General features: G+C 35.5%; 22 protein-coding genes, 1 tRNA gene, 1 other RNA gene and 1 riboswitch. Of the genes, 14 read left to right on the top strand and 10 right to left on the bottom strand.

Annotation, left to right across the window (positions count from 1 at the left end; translation table 11 throughout):
* Positions 1-28 precede the first annotated feature (28 nt).
* Positions 29-385: a hypothetical protein gene (locus J3U18_RS01835; RefSeq protein ID WP_267331226.1), complete on the top strand. Its 357-nt coding sequence runs from the start codon at positions 29-31 to the stop codon at positions 383-385.
* Between the two features lie 68 nt (positions 386-453).
* Here the strand turns inward: J3U18_RS01835 and J3U18_RS01830 are convergent, their stop codons facing one another.
* The 4 genes from J3U18_RS01830 to mog all read right to left on the bottom strand — a co-directional run bounded on the left by J3U18_RS01830 (position 454) and on the right by mog (position 3,928).
* Positions 454-696 carry a GlsB/YeaQ/YmgE family stress response membrane protein gene (locus J3U18_RS01830; protein ID WP_065562224.1) on the bottom strand — a complete coding sequence of 81 codons (243 nt, stop codon included), beginning with the start codon at positions 694-696 and terminating at the stop codon, positions 454-456.
* Between the two features lie 302 nt (positions 697-998).
* The gene (lysC, locus tag J3U18_RS01825; RefSeq protein ID WP_220225055.1) at positions 999-2,360 is read right to left on the bottom strand and encodes a lysine-sensitive aspartokinase 3; all 1,362 of its coding nucleotides are present in this window, start codon (positions 2,358-2,360) and stop codon (positions 999-1,001) included.
* Positions 2,361-2,434: 74 nt separating this feature from the next.
* Positions 2,435-2,609, bottom strand: a riboswitch (Lysine riboswitch).
* Between the two features lie 97 nt (positions 2,610-2,706).
* On the bottom strand, positions 2,707-3,165 hold the full coding sequence (gene argR / locus J3U18_RS01820; RefSeq protein WP_065734283.1) for a transcriptional regulator ArgR: 459 nt from the start codon (positions 3,163-3,165) through the stop codon (positions 2,707-2,709).
* A gap of 184 nt (positions 3,166-3,349) precedes the next feature.
* Positions 3,350-3,928 (bottom strand): molybdopterin adenylyltransferase, encoded by a 579-nt coding sequence (mog, locus tag J3U18_RS01815; RefSeq protein ID WP_220225054.1) that lies wholly within the window; start codon positions 3,926-3,928, stop codon positions 3,350-3,352.
* 111 nt (positions 3,929-4,039) lie between these two features.
* Here mog and J3U18_RS01810 point away from each other — a divergent pair, with 111 nt between their 5' ends.
* Entirely contained in the window at positions 4,040-4,978 is a 939-nt protein-coding gene (locus tag J3U18_RS01810) for an ABC transporter ATP-binding protein (RefSeq protein ID WP_065734285.1), read from the top strand.
* Positions 4,971-5,741: an ABC transporter permease gene (locus J3U18_RS01805; RefSeq protein ID WP_267331228.1), complete on the top strand. Its 771-nt coding sequence runs from the start codon at positions 4,971-4,973 to the stop codon at positions 5,739-5,741. The genes J3U18_RS01810 and J3U18_RS01805 overlap by 8 nt, the downstream gene beginning before the upstream one ends.
* A 46-nt stretch (positions 5,742-5,787) precedes the next feature.
* On the opposite strand, the gene J3U18_RS01800 is transcribed toward J3U18_RS01805, so the two are convergent.
* The 3 genes from J3U18_RS01800 to accB all read right to left on the bottom strand — a co-directional run bounded on the left by J3U18_RS01800 (position 5,788) and on the right by accB (position 8,334).
* A complete protein-coding gene (locus J3U18_RS01800) occupies positions 5,788-6,426 on the bottom strand; it encodes a bifunctional 4-hydroxy-2-oxoglutarate aldolase/2-dehydro-3-deoxy-phosphogluconate aldolase (RefSeq protein WP_065562218.1) in 639 nt (212 codons plus the stop codon).
* A 65-nt stretch (positions 6,427-6,491) separates the two neighbouring features.
* A complete protein-coding gene (accC, locus tag J3U18_RS01795; RefSeq protein WP_065562217.1) occupies positions 6,492-7,838 on the bottom strand; it encodes an acetyl-CoA carboxylase biotin carboxylase subunit in 1,347 nt (448 codons plus the stop codon).
* Between the two features lie 40 nt (positions 7,839-7,878).
* Complete coding sequence (accB, locus tag J3U18_RS01790; RefSeq protein ID WP_065562216.1) at positions 7,879-8,334, bottom strand: acetyl-CoA carboxylase biotin carboxyl carrier protein; 456 nt, start codon at positions 8,332-8,334, stop codon at positions 7,879-7,881.
* A 368-nt stretch (positions 8,335-8,702) separates the two neighbouring features.
* On the opposite strand from accB, the gene J3U18_RS01785 reads away from it, so the two are divergent.
* The 6 genes from J3U18_RS01785 to J3U18_RS01760 all read left to right on the top strand — a co-directional run bounded on the left by J3U18_RS01785 (position 8,703) and on the right by J3U18_RS01760 (position 14,888).
* Positions 8,703-9,746, top strand: coding sequence for a rod shape-determining protein (locus J3U18_RS01785; protein WP_065562215.1), 1,044 nt, complete (start codon positions 8,703-8,705; stop codon positions 9,744-9,746).
* A 109-nt stretch (positions 9,747-9,855) separates the two neighbouring features.
* Positions 9,856-10,695 (top strand): rod shape-determining protein MreC, encoded by an 840-nt coding sequence (gene mreC, locus J3U18_RS01780; protein WP_065562214.1) that lies wholly within the window; start codon positions 9,856-9,858, stop codon positions 10,693-10,695.
* Positions 10,685-11,176, top strand: a complete 492-nt coding sequence (mreD, locus tag J3U18_RS01775) for a rod shape-determining protein MreD (protein WP_220225053.1) — start codon at positions 10,685-10,687, stop codon at positions 11,174-11,176. The genes mreC and mreD overlap by 11 nt, the downstream gene beginning before the upstream one ends.
* A 12-nt stretch (positions 11,177-11,188) precedes the next feature.
* Positions 11,189-12,664 carry a ribonuclease G gene (rng, locus tag J3U18_RS01770; RefSeq protein WP_065562212.1) on the top strand — a complete coding sequence of 492 codons (1,476 nt, stop codon included), beginning with the start codon at positions 11,189-11,191 and terminating at the stop codon, positions 12,662-12,664.
* Between the two features lie 49 nt (positions 12,665-12,713).
* Positions 12,714-14,171, top strand: coding sequence for a metalloprotease TldD (gene tldD / locus J3U18_RS01765; RefSeq protein ID WP_267352763.1), 1,458 nt, complete (start codon positions 12,714-12,716; stop codon positions 14,169-14,171).
* A 30-nt stretch (positions 14,172-14,201) separates the two neighbouring features.
* A complete protein-coding gene (locus J3U18_RS01760; protein WP_065562210.1) occupies positions 14,202-14,888 on the top strand; it encodes a DedA family protein in 687 nt (228 codons plus the stop codon).
* Positions 14,889-14,890: 2 nt separating this feature from the next.
* Here the strand turns inward: J3U18_RS01760 and rnpB are convergent.
* From rnpB to J3U18_RS01745, 3 genes are all read right to left on the bottom strand, one after another.
* Positions 14,891-15,279, bottom strand: an RNA gene (gene rnpB, locus J3U18_RS01755) — RNase P RNA component class A.
* A gap of 178 nt (positions 15,280-15,457) precedes the next feature.
* The gene (locus J3U18_RS01750) at positions 15,458-15,820 is read right to left on the bottom strand and encodes a hypothetical protein (RefSeq protein WP_267352762.1); all 363 of its coding nucleotides are present in this window, start codon (positions 15,818-15,820) and stop codon (positions 15,458-15,460) included.
* A gap of 208 nt (positions 15,821-16,028) precedes the next feature.
* Positions 16,029-16,310: a helix-turn-helix transcriptional regulator gene (locus J3U18_RS01745; protein ID WP_324169782.1), complete on the bottom strand. Its 282-nt coding sequence runs from the start codon at positions 16,308-16,310 to the stop codon at positions 16,029-16,031.
* Between the two features lie 177 nt (positions 16,311-16,487).
* Between J3U18_RS01745 and J3U18_RS01740 the strand changes: the two genes are divergently transcribed.
* The 5 genes from J3U18_RS01740 (at position 16,488) to J3U18_RS01720 (ending at position 19,802) form a co-directional block, all read left to right on the top strand.
* Positions 16,488-16,844 (top strand): DNA-binding protein, encoded by a 357-nt coding sequence (locus tag J3U18_RS01740; RefSeq protein ID WP_267352761.1) that lies wholly within the window; start codon positions 16,488-16,490, stop codon positions 16,842-16,844.
* A gap of 64 nt (positions 16,845-16,908) precedes the next feature.
* On the top strand, positions 16,909-17,445 hold the full coding sequence (gene proQ, locus J3U18_RS01735; protein ID WP_267352760.1) for an RNA chaperone ProQ: 537 nt from the start codon (positions 16,909-16,911) through the stop codon (positions 17,443-17,445).
* Positions 17,446-17,454: 9 nt separating this feature from the next.
* A complete protein-coding gene (prc, locus tag J3U18_RS01730; RefSeq protein ID WP_267352759.1) occupies positions 17,455-19,527 on the top strand; it encodes a carboxy terminal-processing peptidase in 2,073 nt (690 codons plus the stop codon).
* A 29-nt stretch (positions 19,528-19,556) separates the two neighbouring features.
* The gene (locus J3U18_RS01725) at positions 19,557-19,646 is read left to right on the top strand and encodes a YnhF family membrane protein (protein ID WP_141673908.1); all 90 of its coding nucleotides are present in this window, start codon (positions 19,557-19,559) and stop codon (positions 19,644-19,646) included.
* 68 nt (positions 19,647-19,714) lie between these two features.
* Positions 19,715-19,802: transfer RNA gene (locus J3U18_RS01720), tRNA-Ser, on the top strand.
* The last annotated feature ends 50 nt before the right edge of the window (positions 19,803-19,852 follow it).

The following is a 19,852-nucleotide window of genomic DNA, read 5'->3' as shown; positions in this document are numbered from 1 at the left end:
CGTTAAATAAATTAAATGGAATTAATTGATGATATCACAAATTTTGGGAATAACTTTTTTGTATAGTTTCATTGTAATATTAATGGCCATTGAAGTTATTAGTTTTGTAATGGAAATTGAATTTAATAATCGCTTTAAAAAATTACTATTTTGGCTTGCGTGGATTTTTTTAGCAATATTATTATTTGTGGAGGCTGTTAACAGGAGGTTAGGTGGCTTTGGCGATATAGGATTTTATAAGTTTATTGCACTTTTTGTTATTTTTTTAGTATGCCTTTTAGGGGCTTTGGTTGCTTTACTAAGCATTATCATAATTGTATATATATTAATTTGGATACTTAAAAAGCTATTTAAGTTAATAGGTTTTAAACATCGATATAAATGAGAGAACTTTGGTTGGATAGATCAGTGAAAATTGGCGAGTAAACTCGCCAATTTAAATTACTATTGAATTTATTTAAAAAGGCGGTAAAGATAAATAAGTAAAATAGAACCAAGCACAGAGATAAACAAGCTTGGGAAGTTAAAACCAGTCACACTCCCCCAACCAAAGAAGGTACTGATATAACCGCCGACTAATGCACCAGCTACACCAAGTAGGATAGTTTTTATCACACCAACACGGCCTAATGGCATAAAAAACTTAGCGATCCATCCAGCAATTAATCCTAGAATAATCCAGCTTAAAATACCCATGATAATTTCCTTCGTCTAATTAAGTTGAAAGTTACTAGTATAGCTAAAAAATAACGATGATAGTTGTTGAACAGATATTAATAAAACGTAAAATTTACAGCTTTAAAAATTGTTATCTAAATATGAAGAAAAATGATCATTATGTAGAACAGTATGAAGCTATAGATGTATGAATCACAAATTCATACAAATATCAGGCTTAGTTTACAATTATTTTTTCAAATATTCTAGGTATTTTGTTTAATTGTCGATTTATATGATTAATGATTAGGAGCGAAAATGTAATCGCCCCTGATATTAAACTATTCGAAAATCGTTTTGTGTAGAACCTTTATTACATCTTCGGCATCATTGCTTCTTGCTAGAAGGCAAAGATTATGGGTGCTAGCACCGTAACAACAAAGTCGAATAATAAAGTCATCTAAAGCGCCAAAGACTTCTTTAGCGATACCTTTTGTTGTGGTTAGATTGTTACCAATGATGGCAATTAGTGCTAAATCTTCTTCAACTTCAACATGGCAAACTGTTGATAATTCATCGAATAATGCTTTTGTTAATAGGCTATTTCCATTGGTATTAGTGCCTGTAGTATCAATGGTTAATGCGACACTAACTTCAGAGGTGGTGACTAAATCAACCGAAATATTATGTTTAGCCAATATGGTAAAGACATTAGCTAAAAAGCCTTGTGCGTGTAGCATATTTAAGCTAGTTAAAGTCAATAATGTTTGTTTGCGACGAAGCGCTAACGCTCTAAATGAAGGTAGTGCAGATTTTATGCTATGTGTGTTATAAACGATAGTTCCACCTGCTTCTGGTGCTTTACTTGAACCAACAAATACTGGAATATTGCTACGTACAGCAGGAACAAGTGTTGCAGGGTGTAGAACTTTAGCACCAAAGGTTGCCATTTCAGCTGCTTCAGCAAATGATATTTCGTCAATTCGTTTCGCACCTGATGTGATACGAGGATCGGTAGTATAAATACCAGCAACATCGGTCCAAATGTCTATTTGCGTGGCGTTTAAAGCCTCACCAAGAAGAGCTGCGGTATAATCACTACCACCACGACCTAAAGTTGTGGTTTTGCCCGTACTTTCACTACCAATGAATCCTTGAGTAACTACGATAGCTTCTGGATTCAAAGATTTCAAATGTGCACAGCAAAGTTGTTTAATTTCGTCAATTTTTGGTACGGCTTTACCAAACTTGTCATCGGTACGCATGACTTTACGTACATCAAACCATAGGGCATTTTTTTGTTTTTGTTTTAATATTTCGACAAATAGTTTTGATGACATTATTTCGCCATGACTGACTAATTCATCCGTCAAAGCCGGGGAAGTTGCCAAGCTTGCTGCTTCTGATAATGAGGCAATATTTGCAATGATTTGGTCAATTTCAGCGCGTAGGGTTGGATTTTCAGGAAGATTTTCTAATATGTTGTATTGAATCGATTGAATTTTAGCGATATGTTTTGCTCTTACATTGGCATCACGACCTTCAGCTAATGCTACCAGTAAATTTGTTATACCTGCAGAGGCAGACAACACAACAACTTTGACACTAGGATTAGCTATAACAATATTGGCACTATTAACCATTGCGGGATAATCTGCAACACTAGTACCGCCAAACTTAGCAATTATAAATGATCTTTCCATGTATTCCTCATATTAAAAATTTTTATTTTTAACAGAGATAGAGCGGGCATGTCCTAATACAGTTAAAAAAATACATACCATGAAGCGCTCCACCTGTTAGGGTGACAACCCAAGGGATTCAGCCCTTGCAGTCGATTTAATTGCTTTCTGGAATAACAATTAAACCTCGGCATTACATCCCCTCAATCATTTATTTGCGGCTCCAGTCCCTAAAATGATCTGCCTGAGTAATGCGCCTCTTCTTAATTCTGATTTCAGTGTCGTATAGGATTAACGATTTTACCAAATGTGTCAATAGGTTAAATATTAAAAAAAATTATAGAGCTTTGTTAAAATAAACTGTTAATTATAAACTCCGTTCAAATAATTCAATAATCGTTTGATATAGTTTTTTCACAGAACAATCTTTAGTTGGTGTGCTAAAAATCGTATCATCACCGGCAATTGAGCCTAAAATCCCTTCTGATTTACCGATTGAATCTAACAATCTCGCAATAAGCTGAGCTGCGCCTGGGCTTGTTCGAATAACAACCATTGAACTATTGTAATCAATATCTAACACTAAATTTTTTAATGGACTGCTTGTTGTTGGAACACTCATTTCAGCAGGTAAACAATAAACCATCTCAGATTTTGCGTTGCGAGTTCTTACAGCGCCAAATTTAGTTAACATTCGCGATACTTTAGATTGATTTATATTATCAAATCCTTGTTCTTGTAAGGCTTGTACGATACCTATCTGAGAACTAAACTTTTCTTGTAAAAGCATTTCTTTGAAAGTTTTAGTGAGATCTTTTTGTTTCATACTGTTCCTTTAAATTTAATTTATGACTAACTGATTAAAACAATAAGTCATATTAACGGGTTAACTAAAATGCTTGATTACGGTCAGTTATTTTTAATGATTGCTAATTAAGCTAGTGTGCTTATAAAGCTTCATTCAAATATTGAATATAATCTACATAATTATGCATGATATTTGCATAAAATTAAAGATTAGATTTTATAGCATTTTTGGGACGAAATGATTTAATGATGTGATCATGTGTTTCGATGTAAGGACCTTCTAGCAGATCAATACAATATGGAACACTTGCAAATATGCCAGTAACAATAGTGTTACCTTCATCATCCTTTACACCTTCAAGTGTTTCCTTGATTGATTTTGGTCGACCTGGTAAATTCAAAATTAAACATTGCTTACGAATAACAGCAACTTGTCTGGATAAGATCGCAGTTGGAACAAAATGTAAACTAATCTGCCGCATCTGTTCACCAAATCCGGGCATTATTCTATCTGCGATAGCTAAAGTTGCGTCAGGTGTTACATCTCTTATTGCTGGTCCTGTCCCGCCTGTGGTTAAAATCAGATTACATTGCAAATCATCAACCAATTCGCATAATGTTTTTTCAATGATGATTTGTTCATCGGGAATAATGCGTTGTTCGGTAATAAAAGCTGTTTTCAATGCAGATTTTAACCATGATAACAAAGCTGGAATACCTTCATCTTGATAAACGCCTTGTGATGCTCTATCTGATATTGAAACTAATCCAATTTTAACCATAACATTTATTCCTTAATCCATATATTTATCTAAATATTAAACAATATTGTCAATTGATTAAACATGATATCATATTATTCAAATAGCAATTTACTCAATTAGGATACATTTATGTCGTCAACACCTGCACTAGAACTTATAGCGCTTAAGAAAAAATATAAAAATGGTGTAGAAGCATTAAAAGGAATTAATTTAACTGTAGCGGCAGGAGATTTTTATGCTTTACTTGGACCAAATGGTGCAGGTAAGTCAACCACCATTGGTATTATTAGCTCTTTAGTTACTAAAACCTCAGGCCAAGTTAAAATCTTTGGATATGACTTAGATACGGATCTTGTTAATGCAAAAAGACAATTAGGACTTGTTCCTCAGGAATTTAACTTTAACCAATTTGAAGAAGTAATCCAAATTGTTACCAATCAAGGTGGTTACTATGGGTTGCCACGAAAATTGGCTTTACAACGAGCTGAAAAGTATCTGCGTATTTTAGATTTATGGGATAAACGACATAGTAGAGCTAATATGTTATCAGGTGGGATGAAAAGACGACTAATGATAGCTCGCGCACTTGTCCACGAACCTAAATTATTAATTCTGGATGAACCTACTGCTGGGGTTGATATAGAGTTACGTCGTTCCATGTGGGATTTTCTACGTGAGATTAATAAACAAGGTATCACCATTATATTAACCACGCATTATTTGGAAGAAGCAGAAATGCTTTGCCGTCACATTGGTATAATTCAGCACGGAGAATTAATTGCTAACTCTTCAATGCGTGATTTACTAGCAAAAAGTCAATCTGAAACAATTATTATTGATTATGTACCAACATCAACACCAATCTCCCTTAAAGGGTATAATTATACTGATATTGAATCTGGCATGTTAGAAGTAAACGTAGATAAACAACAAGGATTAAATCAGTTATTTGAACAACTCAATCAACAAAACATAAAAGTGATTAGTGTTCGTAATAAAGCTAATCGATTAGAAGAATTATTTGTAGATTTGTTGCGAAATGATACCAAAGGAGCTATTGATGAATAATTTATATTGGATTGCCTTAAAAAGTATTTGGCGTAAAGAAGTTACCCGATTTTTAAGAATTTGGATACAAACACTGATTCCTCCTGTTATTACAATGTCACTATATTTTATTATTTTCGGTAATTTAATCGGTTCGCGAGTTGGTGATATGGGTGGCTTTAGTTATATGGCATTCATTGTGCCTGGTTTAATTATGATGTCGGTCATAACCAATTCATATACAAACGTCTGTTCTTCATTTTTTAGTGCTAAATTTCAACGTAATATTGAAGAAATACTTGTTGCTCCTGTTCCGACTCATATTATTATTTGGGGATATGTTGGTGGTGGTGTAATGCGTGGTTTATTAACTGGTGTGTTGGTCACTGTTGTATCGTTATTTTTTGTTAGATATGAAGTTCATTCGTGGACTTTTGTAGTTTTCACCTTATTATTAACCTCAATTTTGTTTTCATTAGCTGGATTGTTAAATGCAGTATTTGCAAAATCATTTGATGATATAAGTATTATTCCAACCTTTGTATTAACACCGTTAACTTACTTGGGCGGAGTTTTTTATTCAATCACTATGTTACCGACTTTTTGGCAATGGGTTTCTAAACTTAATCCTATTGTTTATATGATCAATGGTTTTCGCTATGGTTTTTTAGGTATTAGTGATGTTTCATTAGTTATTACTTTTTCGATGCTTATATTATTTGTTAGCATTTTATATTTTATAGCATGGCAAATAATTGAAAGTGGAAGAGGGCTTAGAAGTTAGACAAATCAGACTAAACCGCCGACTTATATCGGCGGTAAGATAAAACTTATTTTGCTCCTGCAACGGCTTCTTTTGCCATTTCAGTAATTTTAGCAAAATCACCTTTAGCAATTGCATCAGTTGGAATAAACCAAGTTCCACCAACGCAAAGAACATTATCAAGCGCTAAATAATCGCGATAGTTTTTAGGATTCACACCACCTGTCGGGCAGAATTTCATATAACCACATGGACCAGCAAATGCTTTTAACGCAGCAACACCGCCATTAATTTCAGCTGGGAAGAATTTTAATGCAGTTAAACCATATTCTTGAGCTGTTAATAATTCTGAAATGGTTGCAATCCCAGGAATAACTGGCACAGGGCCTTCAACTGCTGCTTTTAAAATAGAGTCAGTAATACCCGGAGTGATGATAAATTCTACACCCGCCTCAGTTACTTGTTTAAGTTGCTCTACTGTGGTTACAGTACCGGCACCGACTACAGCTTCTGGAACTTCGTTAATAATTTTCTTAATTGCGTCAAGTGCACAAGCTGTTCTTAATGTGACTTCTAAAACCTTCACTCCACCAGCAATCAATGCTTTTGCTAAAGGAACGGCATCTTCTAAACGCTCAATAACAATAACAGGAACTACTGGACCTAATGTTAAAATTTCTTCAGCGCTTTTTTTCCAATTTTTCATATGTATTACCTATACTTTATTTACTTCTATACAGCAATAAGCCCTCAAATTATTGAGGGCTTATTTTACTCATAAATACCTAATTTCTTTTCTAAATAGTGAATGTTCGTGCCACCTTTTATGAAGCCTTCATCATTTAAAATCTCTAGATGAAGTTCGATATTGGTTTTTATACCATCAATAACCAGTTCTGCTAATGCATTCTTCATGCGGGCAATAGCGACTTCACGAGTTTCACCATAGGCGATTAATTTACCGATCATTGAATCATAATATGGTGGTACAGTATAGCCAGCATATATATGTGATTCCCAACGGATACCAAATCCCCCCGGAGCATGGAAACGTGTTATTTTGCCCGGAGATGGCATAAATGTTTTAGGATCTTCGGCATTGATTCGGCATTCAATTGCATGGCCTTTAATTTCAATGTCACTTTGCTTAATTGACAAAGGTTGTCCAGCTGCAATCAGAATTTGTTCACGAATAAGATCAACTCCAGTAACCATTTCAGTAACTGGGTGTTCTACTTGAATACGAGTATTCATTTCGATGAAGTAGAATTCACCATTTTCAAATAAGAACTCAAAAGTACCTGCACCACGATATCCAATCTCGATACATGCATTAACACAACGTTCACCGATGAATTTACGCATTTTCGGTGTAATACCAACCGCTGGTGCTTCTTCAAGTACTTTTTGGTGACGCCTTTGCATTGAACAATCGCGTTCACCTAAATAAACTGCATGACCTTGTCCATCAGATAAAACCTGTATTTCGATATGGCGTGGGTTTTCTAGGAATTTTTCCATGTAAACCATATCATTATTAAATGCGGTTTTTGCTTCAAGTTTAGTCATTTTGATTGATTGTTCGAGATCTTTTTCTTCACGAACAATACGCATTCCACGACCACCGCCGCCACCAGACGCTTTAATAATAACTGGATAACCAATTTTTTTAGCAATTTGCTTATTAAGGTCCATATTACTGCCAAGAGGACCATCAGAACCAGGAACACAAGGTACGCCTGCTTTTTTCATTGCTTCAATGGCTGAAACTTTATCACCCATTAAACGAATAGTATCAGGTTTTGGACCAATAAATATAAAGCCTGAACGTTCAACTTGTTCAGCAAAATCCGCATTTTCTGATAAAAATCCATATCCAGGATGAATAGCTGCTGCGCCGGTTACTTCGGCAGCAGAGATTAATGCAGGGATATTAAGATAACTTTTGGCTGAAGCTGCTGGACCTATACAAACGGTTTCGTCTGCAAGTAGCACATGTTTTAAGTCTTTATCTGCCGAAGAGTGAACAGCGACAGTTTTAATTCCAAGTTCTTTACATGCTCTTAAAATACGAAGAGCGATTTCTCCGCGGTTAGCAATAAGAATTTTATCAAGCATATTCAATCTCTTAATCGTCTAAGTTAACAAATAATTCTGATTATTCAATAATGAATAGTGGTTGATCGAATTCAACTGGTTGACCATTTTCAACTAAGATAGCTTTAATAGTCCCTGCTTTTTCTGATTCAATTTGGTTCATCATTTTCATTGCTTCAACAATGCAAAGCACATCACCAACATTTACAGACTGACCGACTTCAACAAATGCTTTAGATTCTGGGCTTGGAGTTCGATAGAACGTACCAACCATTGGTGATTTTATGGTTGTGCCACTATTAGTTTCTGTGATGACTTCTGCTTCAACTGTAGCCGCAGTGACTGTTGGAGCAGGAACAGCAACCGGTTGGGGAATTTGAATGTTTTGCACTGGAGCTGTATAGGTAGGTGTCGACCGACTAATTCGAACCGATTCTTCACCCTCAGAAATTTCAAGCTCAGAAATACCTGATTCTTCTACTAATTCAATTAACTTTTTAATTTTACGTATATCCATGAATTACACCGTGTTTATTTGATATAAATAACAATTATTTTAATGTACCTTTAATATCTTAAAAGTAATCTTTTAATTCGATACTAAAAATAGTAACTCAACATTAACGCGGAAGGATACACTGTAAATCATAATTTGTCATTATATATCTCCTTTACAAACACTTGTTATACTATTTTCTAGGTATTATTTTTAAATTGCGATACAATATAACCCTTAATTATTATTGAGGCTGGCTGTGGTTTTTATCTGCTAAATGAACTATTATTTATCGGATAAAATTAAAATATATATTTTGTAGACGCCTAAGTTTGCTTCTAATACTCAAATATATTTAAACAAGATTAATTCTAGGAAGAGTTTTTATTATGTTCAAAAAAGTTCGCGGCTTGTTTTCAAATGATTTATCGATTGATTTAGGTACAGCCAACACGCTTATTTATGTAAAAGGGCAAGGCATTGTGCTTAACGAACCTTCAGTTGTTGCCATTCGTCAAGATCGCTCAGGAACACCTAAAAGTGTTGCTGCCGTTGGCCATGCTGCGAAACAGATGCTAGGGCGGACACCTGGTAATATTGCAGCTATCAGACCAATGAAAGACGGTGTGATTGCAGACTTTTCCGTCACTGAAAAAATGTTACAGTATTTTATTCGACAAGTTCACAGCCATAGCTTCTTAAGACCAAGCCCTCGTGTATTGGTTTGTGTGCCAGTTGGCGCAACCCAAGTGGAACGTCGTGCTATTCGTGAATCAGCATTAGGTGCTGGTGCTCGTGAAGTTTATTTAATTGAAGAACCAATGGCTGCGGCAATTGGTGCTGATTTACCAGTTTCTGCACCAACTGGCTCAATGGTTGTTGATATCGGTGGCGGTACAACAGAAGTTGCTGTTATTTCATTAAATGGTGTAGTTTATTCCGCTTCTGCGCGCATTGGTGGAGACCGTTTTGATGAAGCAATAATCAATTATGTTCGTCGTAATTATGGTGCATTAATTGGTGAAGCGACCGCAGAAAAAATTAAACACTTCATTGGAAGTGCTTATCCAGGTGATGAAGTCCTTGAAATCGAAGTACGTGGTCGTAACTTAGCTGAAGGTGTGCCACGTAGTTTTACACTAAACTCGAATGAAATCTTAGAAGCATTACAAGAGCCATTAAGTGGTATTGTTAGTGCTGTTAAAGTTGCTCTAGAACAGTGTCCTCCAGAACTAGCTTCTGATATTTCAGAACATGGTATGGTATTGACTGGTGGTGGTGCATTATTACGTAATATTGATAAATTATTATCTGCTGAAACAGGGATTCACGTTGTTGTAGCTGAAGACCCACTTACTTGCGTAGCTCGTGGTGGTGGTAAAGCTCTTGATATGGTAGATATGCATGGTGGTGATCTCTTCAGTGAAGAGTAATAATATTACTAGCAAGTAACGAATATTTCATTTTTTCCGCCGACATTGTCGGCGGAGTCATATCTTAAAATAGTTAAATTCTAGATATATAACAGGTAAATACTGGACAATGAAATTACTTTTTTCTAAACGTTCGCCTCTGAGTGTTCAATTATTTATATCACTGGCACTCGCTTTGACGTTAATAGTGTTAGATATCAATTATCGTCCTTTTAAAGAGGTTCGTTATTATTTAGATACCTTAATTTCGCCACTTTATCATGTTTCAAATGCACCAAAATCATCATTTGATTCGCTGTATGAAATGTCGAAAACACAAGAGACACTAATTAAAGAAAATGCAGAACTGCAAGAAACCTTAATGCAACAAAAAAGTAATCTATTATTGCTTGAACATTTAAAGCATGAAAATGACCGCCTAAGAGGGCTATTAGGTTCACCTTTAAGACATGATGAACATAAAATGGCTGCTCAAGTATTATTAGCTGATACTGATCCTTACGTTTATCAAGTGGTAATTAATAAAGGTAAAAATGACGGTGTATATATAGGTCAGCCGGTAGTAGATGAAAAAGGTATCGTTGGACAAATTTATCAAACCGCTCAATCAACAAGCCGAGCAATCTTAGTTTGTGATTATCAACATGCAATTCCAGTACAAGTATTAAGAAATGATATTTCAATGGTAGCTGTTGGTAATGGATGCAGTAACGATTTAACGCTTGATTTTTTACCTAACAATGTTGATGTCAAAGTTGGTGATGTTTTAGTCACTTCTGGACTTGATGGTCGCTTCCCAGAAGGGTACCCAGTGGCTGTGGTTAGTTCAGTAAAGCTTGATATAAGTGATTCCACCCCCATTATTTCTGCTACGCCAACCGCAGATTTAAAACGTTTACGTTATCTACTGTTATTGTGGGGCGATCAAGGAGTAAAACATGAGGGGTAATAATCGAATTAGTATACTGGTTATTTGGTTAACGTTGCTAATTGGCTTATGTGTACAAATTATACCGTGGTCACCTGAATATAATATGTTTAAGCCACATTTATTAATGTTAATTATGGCCTATTGGTTAATAGCATTACCGCACCGAATTGGTATGGGCATGGCGTTTTTATTAGGTATCATTTTAGATCTATTCTCAGGATCGCTTTTAGGTATTCACGCATTTATTTTTTCATGCGTGGCTTATTTGTTAATGTTTAAATTCCAGTTAATCCGTAATTTAGCTTTATGGCAACAATCAATTATTATTTTTGCCGTTTCGCTTTGTTATAATATATTAGTATTTCTGTTTCAAGTTAGTATTTATCATACCATAACGATTTCACCTTTAATTTTAGTATCTAGTTTTGTTGATGGGGTATTATGGATAGTGATTTATCTATTCTTACGACTAATAAGACGGAACTTTGCTATTAATTAATAAGGGATCATTATGTCTGTCGAATTATTAATGAACGTAACGCCATCAGAAACTCGGGTGGCATATATTGAAGATGGGATATTACAAGAAATCCACGTAGATCGTGAATCACGTCGTGGTATTGTCGGTAATATCTATAAAGGCAAAATCATTCGTATTTTACCGGGTATGCAAGCTGCGTTTGTTGATATCGGTCTTGAAAAAGCTGCTTTTTTGCACGCTTCGGATATCATGCCGCATACCGAATGCGTATCGGACAGTGAACAAGAACAGTTTCAAGTTAAAGATATTTCTGAATTGGTACGTCAAGGCCAAGATTTAATGGTACAAGTTGTTAAAGATCCTTTGGGGACTAAAGGTGCCAGACTTACTACAGATATAACTTTACCTTCGCGTTATTTAGTTTTAATGCCTGGTCCAAACTCTGCTCATGTAGCGACATCGCAACGAATTGAATCGGAAGAAGAGCGTGAAAGGCTAAAAAAAATTGTTGAACAATATGTTACCGATGAAAGTGGTTTTATTGTTAGAACTGCTGCCGAAGGAGCAAATGCTCACGAACTTGAACAAGATGCCAATTTTTTAAAACGTTTATGGGCAAAAATTCAAGAACGAATGGCGCGTCCAATCAGCAAATATTTAGTCTATGGTGAGCTTGCTTTATCTCAGCGAGTATTACGGGATTTTGTTGGCGACCCAATTGAACGAATTTTGGTTGACTCAAAACTTACTTATGATTTGTTGGTTGAGTTTACACAGGAATTTATGCCAGAAGTTACCAACAAATTAACCCATTATCGCGGTAATATCCCTATTTTCGATCTGTATGATATTGAAAACGAAATTCAACGAGCGTTAGACCGTAAAGTCAAATTAAAATCGGGTGGTTATTTAATTATTGATCAAACCGAAGCTATGACGACCATTGATATTAATACTGGTGCATTTGTAGGTCATCGTAATTTAGAAGAAACTATTTTCAACACCAATATCGAAGCAACTATTGCGATTGCGCGTCAATTACGATTACGCAATTTAGGCGGTATTATCATTATCGATTTTATTGATATGCAAGAAGATATTCACCGTGAACGAGTGTTATTATCTTTACAAGACTTTTTAGCTAAAGATCGAGCACGAACATCTGTGAACACTTTCTCTGGTTTGGGGTTAGTTGAAATGACACGTAAGCGGACTCGAGAAAGTATTGGTCATATACTTTGTGAAGAGTGTCCTGCATGTAAAGGTCGAGGGATTGTTAAATCAGTAGAAACGGTTTGTAATGAAATACTCCGTGAAATTGTTCGTATATACAAAGCTCACCGCTCTGAATACTTTTTGGTTTATGCCTCAGCTGCAGTGGCTAATGCATTAACGACGGATGAATCACATGCGCTAGCAGAAGTTGAAGTGTTTGTTGGTAAACGTGTTGAAGTAAAAGTTGAACCACTTTATATTCAAGAACAATATGATGTAGTACTTATGTAATAATAAATTTTACAGTTTTTATATTGATAATCATTAGATTAAGGAATTTATGAACGTAGCCCAAGTGAGTGAACGGTTACTCAATCCAAATAACTTAAATCAGCAAGATATAGTAAATTTGCTTGATATGCTTAGTTCAAGGCAAATTGATTTTGGTGATTTATATTTTTTATCTGGTTATTACGAAAGTTGGTCTCTTGAAGATAGCATTATTAAAAATGCCTCGTTTCATCGCGATCAAGGTGTTGGTGTTAGAGCGATTATTGGTGAAAAAACAGGATTTGCCTATACTGATCAGCTTTCTTTAGCTCGATTAGAGCAAAGTGTATTAGCCGCAAACTCTATAACTAAAAATCAAACACCCATTATGGTTACTCCATTTAAAACGGCTAACAATATCATCAAGTATCCATCACTTAACCCGATAAATAGCTTTTCTCAAGAGCAAAAAATTGCCTTATTACGTCAGGTTGATAAGTTAGCTCGTTCAATTGATCCTAGAGTCATTGAAGTTTCAGCAAGCTTAATTGGTAGTTATGAAGACATTTTAATCGCTGGCACTGATGGTACCTTATGTGCAGATATTAGGCCTTTAGTTCGCTTATCAGTATCCGTCCTTGTCGAACAAGATGGTAAACGTGAACGTGGGAGTAGTGGCGGTGGTGGTCGATTTAGTTATGACTATTTTTTAACGACTAACACGAAAACAGGTGAAAGTTATGTAGATAGTTATACCCGAGAAGCTGTGCGTCAAGCTTTAGTTTTGCTCTCAGCCAAACCGGCTCCAGCAGGGACCATGCCAGTTGTTTTAGGTGCAGGTTGGCCAGGTGTGTTACTTCACGAAGCAGTAGGACACGGGCTAGAGGGAGACTTTAATCGTAAAAATAGTTCTGTGTTTTCAGGAAAAATTGGCGAACAAGTTACCTCAGAGCTTTGTACTATCGTTGATGATGGAACCATTGAAAATCGTCGAGGTTCACTCTCTATTGATGATGAAGGTACGCCAAGTCAAAAAACGGTATTAATCGAAAACGGTGTTTTAAAAGGCTACATGTTTGATAAGCTTAACGCAAAATTAATGAATTGCCATTCGACTGGCAATGGTCGCCGTGAAGGGTACGCCTGTTTACCAATGCCTAGAATGACCAATACCTACATGCTAGCGGGAACATCGAGTTTTGATGAAATCATCCAAAGTGTAGATTATGGACTATATGCACCTAATTTTGCAGGTGGGCAAGTCGATATAACTTCAGGAAAATTTGTCTTCTCAACTTCAGAAGCCTATTTAATTGAAAAAGGTAAAATTACTACGGCGGTCACAGGTGCAACGCTGATTGGATCAGGTATTGAAACGATGCAACAGATTTCAATGGTAGGCAATGATCTCGAACTTGATCCAGGTGTTGGTGTTTGTGGTAAAGCAGGGCAAAGCGTTCCTGTTGGAGTTGGTCAACCAACTTTAAAAGTGAATAATTTAACCGTAGGTGGTACTATTAACCACTAATAATAATACATTAATGAGAAAATAAGCTAAATGGATACAATCATTACACTATACCAAGCATTTGTTCATATGGATATAAAAACACTCTCAAACCCAGATGTGTTATGGATATTATATGGAATGCTATTTGTCATCATTCTATTAGAAAATGGTGTGTTACCCGCAGCTTTTTTACCGGGTGATAGTTTACTGTTTCTAACTGGCGTATTGATAAGTCTTGATGTTTTTCATTTTGGTCTTATAAACTTAATTCTAATTGCTGGTGCTGCCTTCGGCACATGGCTCGGTTATGCACAAGGCCGGTGGCTGGGTAATACCAAAACTGTACAGAATTGGATGGCACATTTGCCAGAAAAATATCACCATAAATCAGAGGTACTATTCCACAAATATGGCTTACAAGCACTATTTATTGGACGATTTATTGCATTTGTTCGCACATTATTACCAATGATGGCGGGGTTATCAGGTTTGCATAGCCGTAAATTTCACATCTACAATTGGGTAAGTGCAACATTATGGATATTTTTGATTGTTACATTAGGCTATTTATTTGGTTTATCACCAATTTTTAAAACATACGAAAAACAGATTATGTCTTTATTAATGTTAATACCCGTATTTTTATTGGTATTAGGATTAGTATTTTCGATTTGGTTAGCAGTAAAGCGTTGGTTAAGTAATAAAAAACAAGCAAAGCAAAACCGTAAAGAATAAAAAGGTGAAATTAACCGATAAGCCGGGTTCTGTCGTGGACAATCATTCCTCTAGGCTAATACTCACGCATTAGCTCAAGCAGTCTACCCGGATTCAACGCGGGCCGCGCCAATGAATCCCTATTTGACCTTGCTCCGAGTGGAGTTTACCGTGCCACAACTGTTACCAGCTGCGCGGTGCGCTCTTACCGCACCCTTTCACCCTTACCTGATCTTATTGCTAAGCCATCGGCGGTATACTCTCTGTTGCACTAGTCGTGAATGTTCGCTCTCGCCAACATCCCCCAGGCGTTACCTGGCACTCTGCCCTATGGAGCCCGGACTTTCCTCCCCTCTGTTTGTCTCCCTTTTACAAAGGACAACAACAAAGCAGCGATTGTCTGGTTAATTTCCCAAACGAGTATAACGTAATAAAGACTTTTGTCCAGAGCGGAATAAAGTATATGAATGGAATCTAAACAAAATATGAAATGAGAATCTGAGAATAAGGTGATTTAACGGTAAAAACAGTCATTAAGCAAATAGATAAAAAAGCACATCTAATTGATGTGCTTAATAATCAAATGATAATTACCACTTCTTCTGTTTATTGTTTTGCGAATAGTTAAACCAAGTTACAACACCTTGGTTTACCACTACTTCTAACGTACCTTCAAGAATGTCGTATTGAGTTTCCCCAAAAATTGCATTTTTGGTTGAACTTTTTTTAAGATATGTATAAGTCCATTTTGATTCGTTAGCATTAATACTAACCTTACTTGCTGGTTGACCAAAAATATGCAGCAGTTGTACCTCAGTGGTTGAGCCTTCAACAATTTTATCCACTTTCTCATGACTTAGTGGGGTACCTTGTTCTAAATAATTTTTTTGTGAACATGCGGATAATGCTAATACTGAAAATAAAAGCACCAAAATTTTACTAAGATTTTTCATAATAATTGCCTACTAAACTATGATTTATATCAAAAGATGGCTAATCATAGCATAGGATTAATATTGATGAAAATAATCCAGTTAGTTTAAATAAGGAAAATAGATGAATTGAATTGACAAAAGAATAAAGCAAAAGGAACATATGAAAACAAATGTTTCTATATGTTTCCATATGTTTGTAAAAAAGTGTTAATTAGATTGTTATCAGTTAATAATTTGTAGATGTATTATCTGAACTTTTTCTCAAAACTCGCTTAATTGGCTGTCTTGTCATAGAATTTATATAACGACTTGGCCAAATTTGCGAGGGTTTTAAATTGAGTGCTTTAGCGATAATTGACTCTCCTTTTGTCCAAGGTCTAACAAGCGCATTGCTAAGTGTTGAGGAACTTAGTCCGGATTGACGAGATAGTTCCGCGAGAGTTGTCCCTTTCTTTTTTAATGCGGCAATAATGTCTGCTTTATGCCAATCATTAGATTTAATCTCCATTTTTTCTTCCTTCTTAGTTTATAACCTTTAATATCTATGTTATGCTTTCTAGTTATCAAAACCAGTAAGTTTATAATTTGACTTTAAATAACAATGGTAGGTAGTTTCTTAGTATTGTAACAAAGTTTCTTTAATTTCTATAACTTTTTCTTGTTTCTTAAAAATAGGATTATTAGAATGAAAGAGTGGTTCTCACCAAAAGAACTATTAAGTATTGCAGGGATGCCATCAACAACACAAGGTATAAATCGTAAAGCTAGATCTGAAAACTGGACTTCTCGTAAACGTTCAGGTGTTCGTGGTAAAGCTATTGAATATCACATTAACAGCTTGTCAATAGATGTTAAAAAAGCTTTGTATCTTGAGGAAGAGAGTGCAACATACGTTGTTTCGCCAATTAATCCACTACAACTGTGGATGACAGCATTTGAACAATTATCTACAGAAGAACAAACGATTGTCAGTTCATGGATAATGCGAAATGGTATCAAAGATTTTATTTCTTTTATTAACAAACACAAAAAAGATAATTAGTGTTATTGTACAAGCTGAGATATACTTTATCGTCAGAAAATTTTTAGTAGCAATGGAATAATCAATGGAAAATCAGTTTCAATTAACAAATACTAAAGAGATTATTAATTATTTAAGCCACCAGTTTCCTAATTGTTTTACTATTGAAGGGGAAGCAAAGCCTTTAAAAATTGGCATCTTTCAAGATATTATCTCTCGCCTAGAAAATAGTGAATTATTGAGCAAAACCAAACTTCGCATTGCACTTAGAGCCTACACCATGGGGTGGCGCTATCTATATTGCATAAAAGAAGGTGCAAATCGTGTTGACTTAGATGGTAACCCAACTGAAGTTATTTCCAAAGAACAAATGGAACATGCTCAGCAACAATTAAAAGAAAGTAAGGAGCAAGCTAAGGAAAGGGCAAAACAAAAACGTAAAGCATCCCCTAAACCTTCTCGAAAACCTAGAGCTTTGAAAATTGGTGATTTTGTTAGAGTCAATGTTGGTCAAAAACCAGTGAAAGGACAGATCATCACTATTGAAAAAGAGCATATCAAAGTCAAAGTAGGAACAGGAATGGAACTAACAGTCAAACCTGAGCATATTATTAATCGATAGAGAATTTATATGAATAAGTTACTGAAAGGTTTTGTTAAATTCGGTCTCATTTTATGTATCATTAGCACAACGGCTCAGGCCAAAGCTCCTGCAATGGAACAAATTCCAGTTTTAAAACAAGATGAAGTACATCAAATCGTCGCCAAACGAGTAACTAATTTCTTTACTCAATCACATTATCGTGATTTTTCCTTAGATGGTGCATTTTCAGCTAAAATTTTCGATCGCTATTTCAAATTATTAGATGGCAGTAAAACTATCTTTCTTCAAGATGATATAAACAAATTCCGTATTTACCAAGAACAATTAGGTCAAGAATTAAGAGATGGCGACCTAAAAACAGCTTACGATATCTACAACCTTTTTTTACAAAAACGCTATAACCGATATCAATATGCGCTTGAAGTATTGCAACGTCCAATGGACTTTAGCGCTAAAGACGAAATTAATTTTAAGCGTGAAGACCTAGCATGGGCAACTAATGAAAAAGAACTTGATGACTATTGGGAAAAACGCGTTAAATATGACGAGCTAAATTTAGCATTAACGGGTAAAAACGAGACTCAGATTCGTGAAGTATTAACTAAACGATATAAACGCGTATTAAAAACTATTGAACAATCTAATAATGAAGATTGTTTCCAAGTCTTTATGAATGCGTTTGCTCGCGAAATTGACCCTCATACTAGCTATTTAGCGCCGCGTAAAAAACGGGATTTTGATTCTGAAATGAGTTTATCTTTTGAAGGAATCGGTGCCACACTTAGTCAACAAGATGATTATACTGTAATCATGTCATTTGTAACTGGCGGCCCAGCCGAAAAAAGTAAATTATTAACAGTTGGCGATAAAATTATCGGGGTAGGGCAAAGCAATTCTCCTATAGAAGATGTAATCGGTTGGCGATTAGAGGATATTGTTGACAAAATACGCGGTCCTAAAAACACCATAGTAAAATTAGAAATTTTACCAGCGGGCAATAACAGCAAACCTAAAATCATTGAACTCAAACGTGACAAAATTCATTTTGAAGATCGAGAAGCAAAATTAAAAGTTATCAATAATAGCCGAGGCAAAGTCGGTATTATTGAAATACCAAGCTTCTATATTGGGTTAAGCAAAAAGGTTCAATCATTATTAATGGAAGCTAACAGCGAAAAATTACAAGGCCTAGTTATTGATTTGCGCAATAATGGTGGTGGTTCCTTAGCTGAAGTTATTGAGTTAACAGGTTTATTTATTGACAATGGTCCAGTCGTACAAGTGCGTGATAACCTTCAAAAAATCACGACTTATGATGACAAAAATAAAGGTATTGATTACAGCGGTCCAATTGTTGTGATTATTAACCGTTATAGTGCTTCAGCATCAGAAATTTTCTCAGCAGCAATGCAAGATTATGGTCGGGCAGTAATTGTTGGTGAAACCACCTATGGCAAGGGAACAGTCCAAACTTCACGAGGTATTTCATACCCAGTTGATGCCCGTTTACACCCAAGCTGGCCTGAACTTGGTGGTGCTCAATATACTGTCCAAAAATTCTATCGTATTAATGGTGGCAGTACCCAATTAAAGGGTGTTGATCCTGATATTGAAATGACCAAAAGCCAATATGTTGATGAAACTGGTGAACGATTCTTAGATAATGCTATGCCATGGGATAAAATTCCTTCTGCAGACTATTTAACTGTAGCAAACATCAAACCACTATTAGCAAACTTAAAATCGCAACATGAAGCTCGAATTGCTAAAAAACCAGAATTCAACTATATCGAAGAAGACATTAAAGAATTTAATAGCAAAAAAAATGACAATCTCACTGTCTCATTAAATAAAAATGAACGTGAAACAGAGCAAAAAACTAAAGAAGAGCGAGACCTTAAGCGTATGAATGAACGTTTAAACCGTGCAGGTCTAGCACCTATTAAAAATTTAAAGGAACTACCTAAAGATTATAAACAGCCAGATCCATTCTTAGATGAATCGGTAGAGATCTTGTTTGACTTAATACCTAATTACCCAAGTATTGAAGAAAGTAAAAACTTAGGTGGATTTTTATCTTTAGATACACCAATTGAATAGTGTTAAAACAAAAGTAAGGAGAAAAGACTATGTGTACCGACTTAAAATATGCTTTAGTTGCAACCGTATTAATTTTATCCATTATTGCAGCTTTTGGCGTTGTTGTTTGCATGAATTAAGACTTGATTAATTTGGTCCAGATAATTATAGTATGCACCCTGCTTTTTTAAAGCGGGTGCTAAATTAAGGTGAGGTGTCCGAGTGGTTGAAGGAGCACGCCTGGAAAGTGTGTATACGGCAACGTATCAAGGGTTCGAATCCCTTCCTCACCGCCATTAAAATTTATTTAGTCATTGCAGCAAAGAACCCAGAGGTTCTATCTCAT

This window comes from Gilliamella sp. B3482 (assembly GCF_026536805.1).
GTDB lineage: Bacteria > Pseudomonadota > Gammaproteobacteria > Enterobacterales > Orbaceae > Gilliamella > Gilliamella apicola_E.
This window is presented reverse-complemented; position numbering and strand designations above follow the sequence as displayed.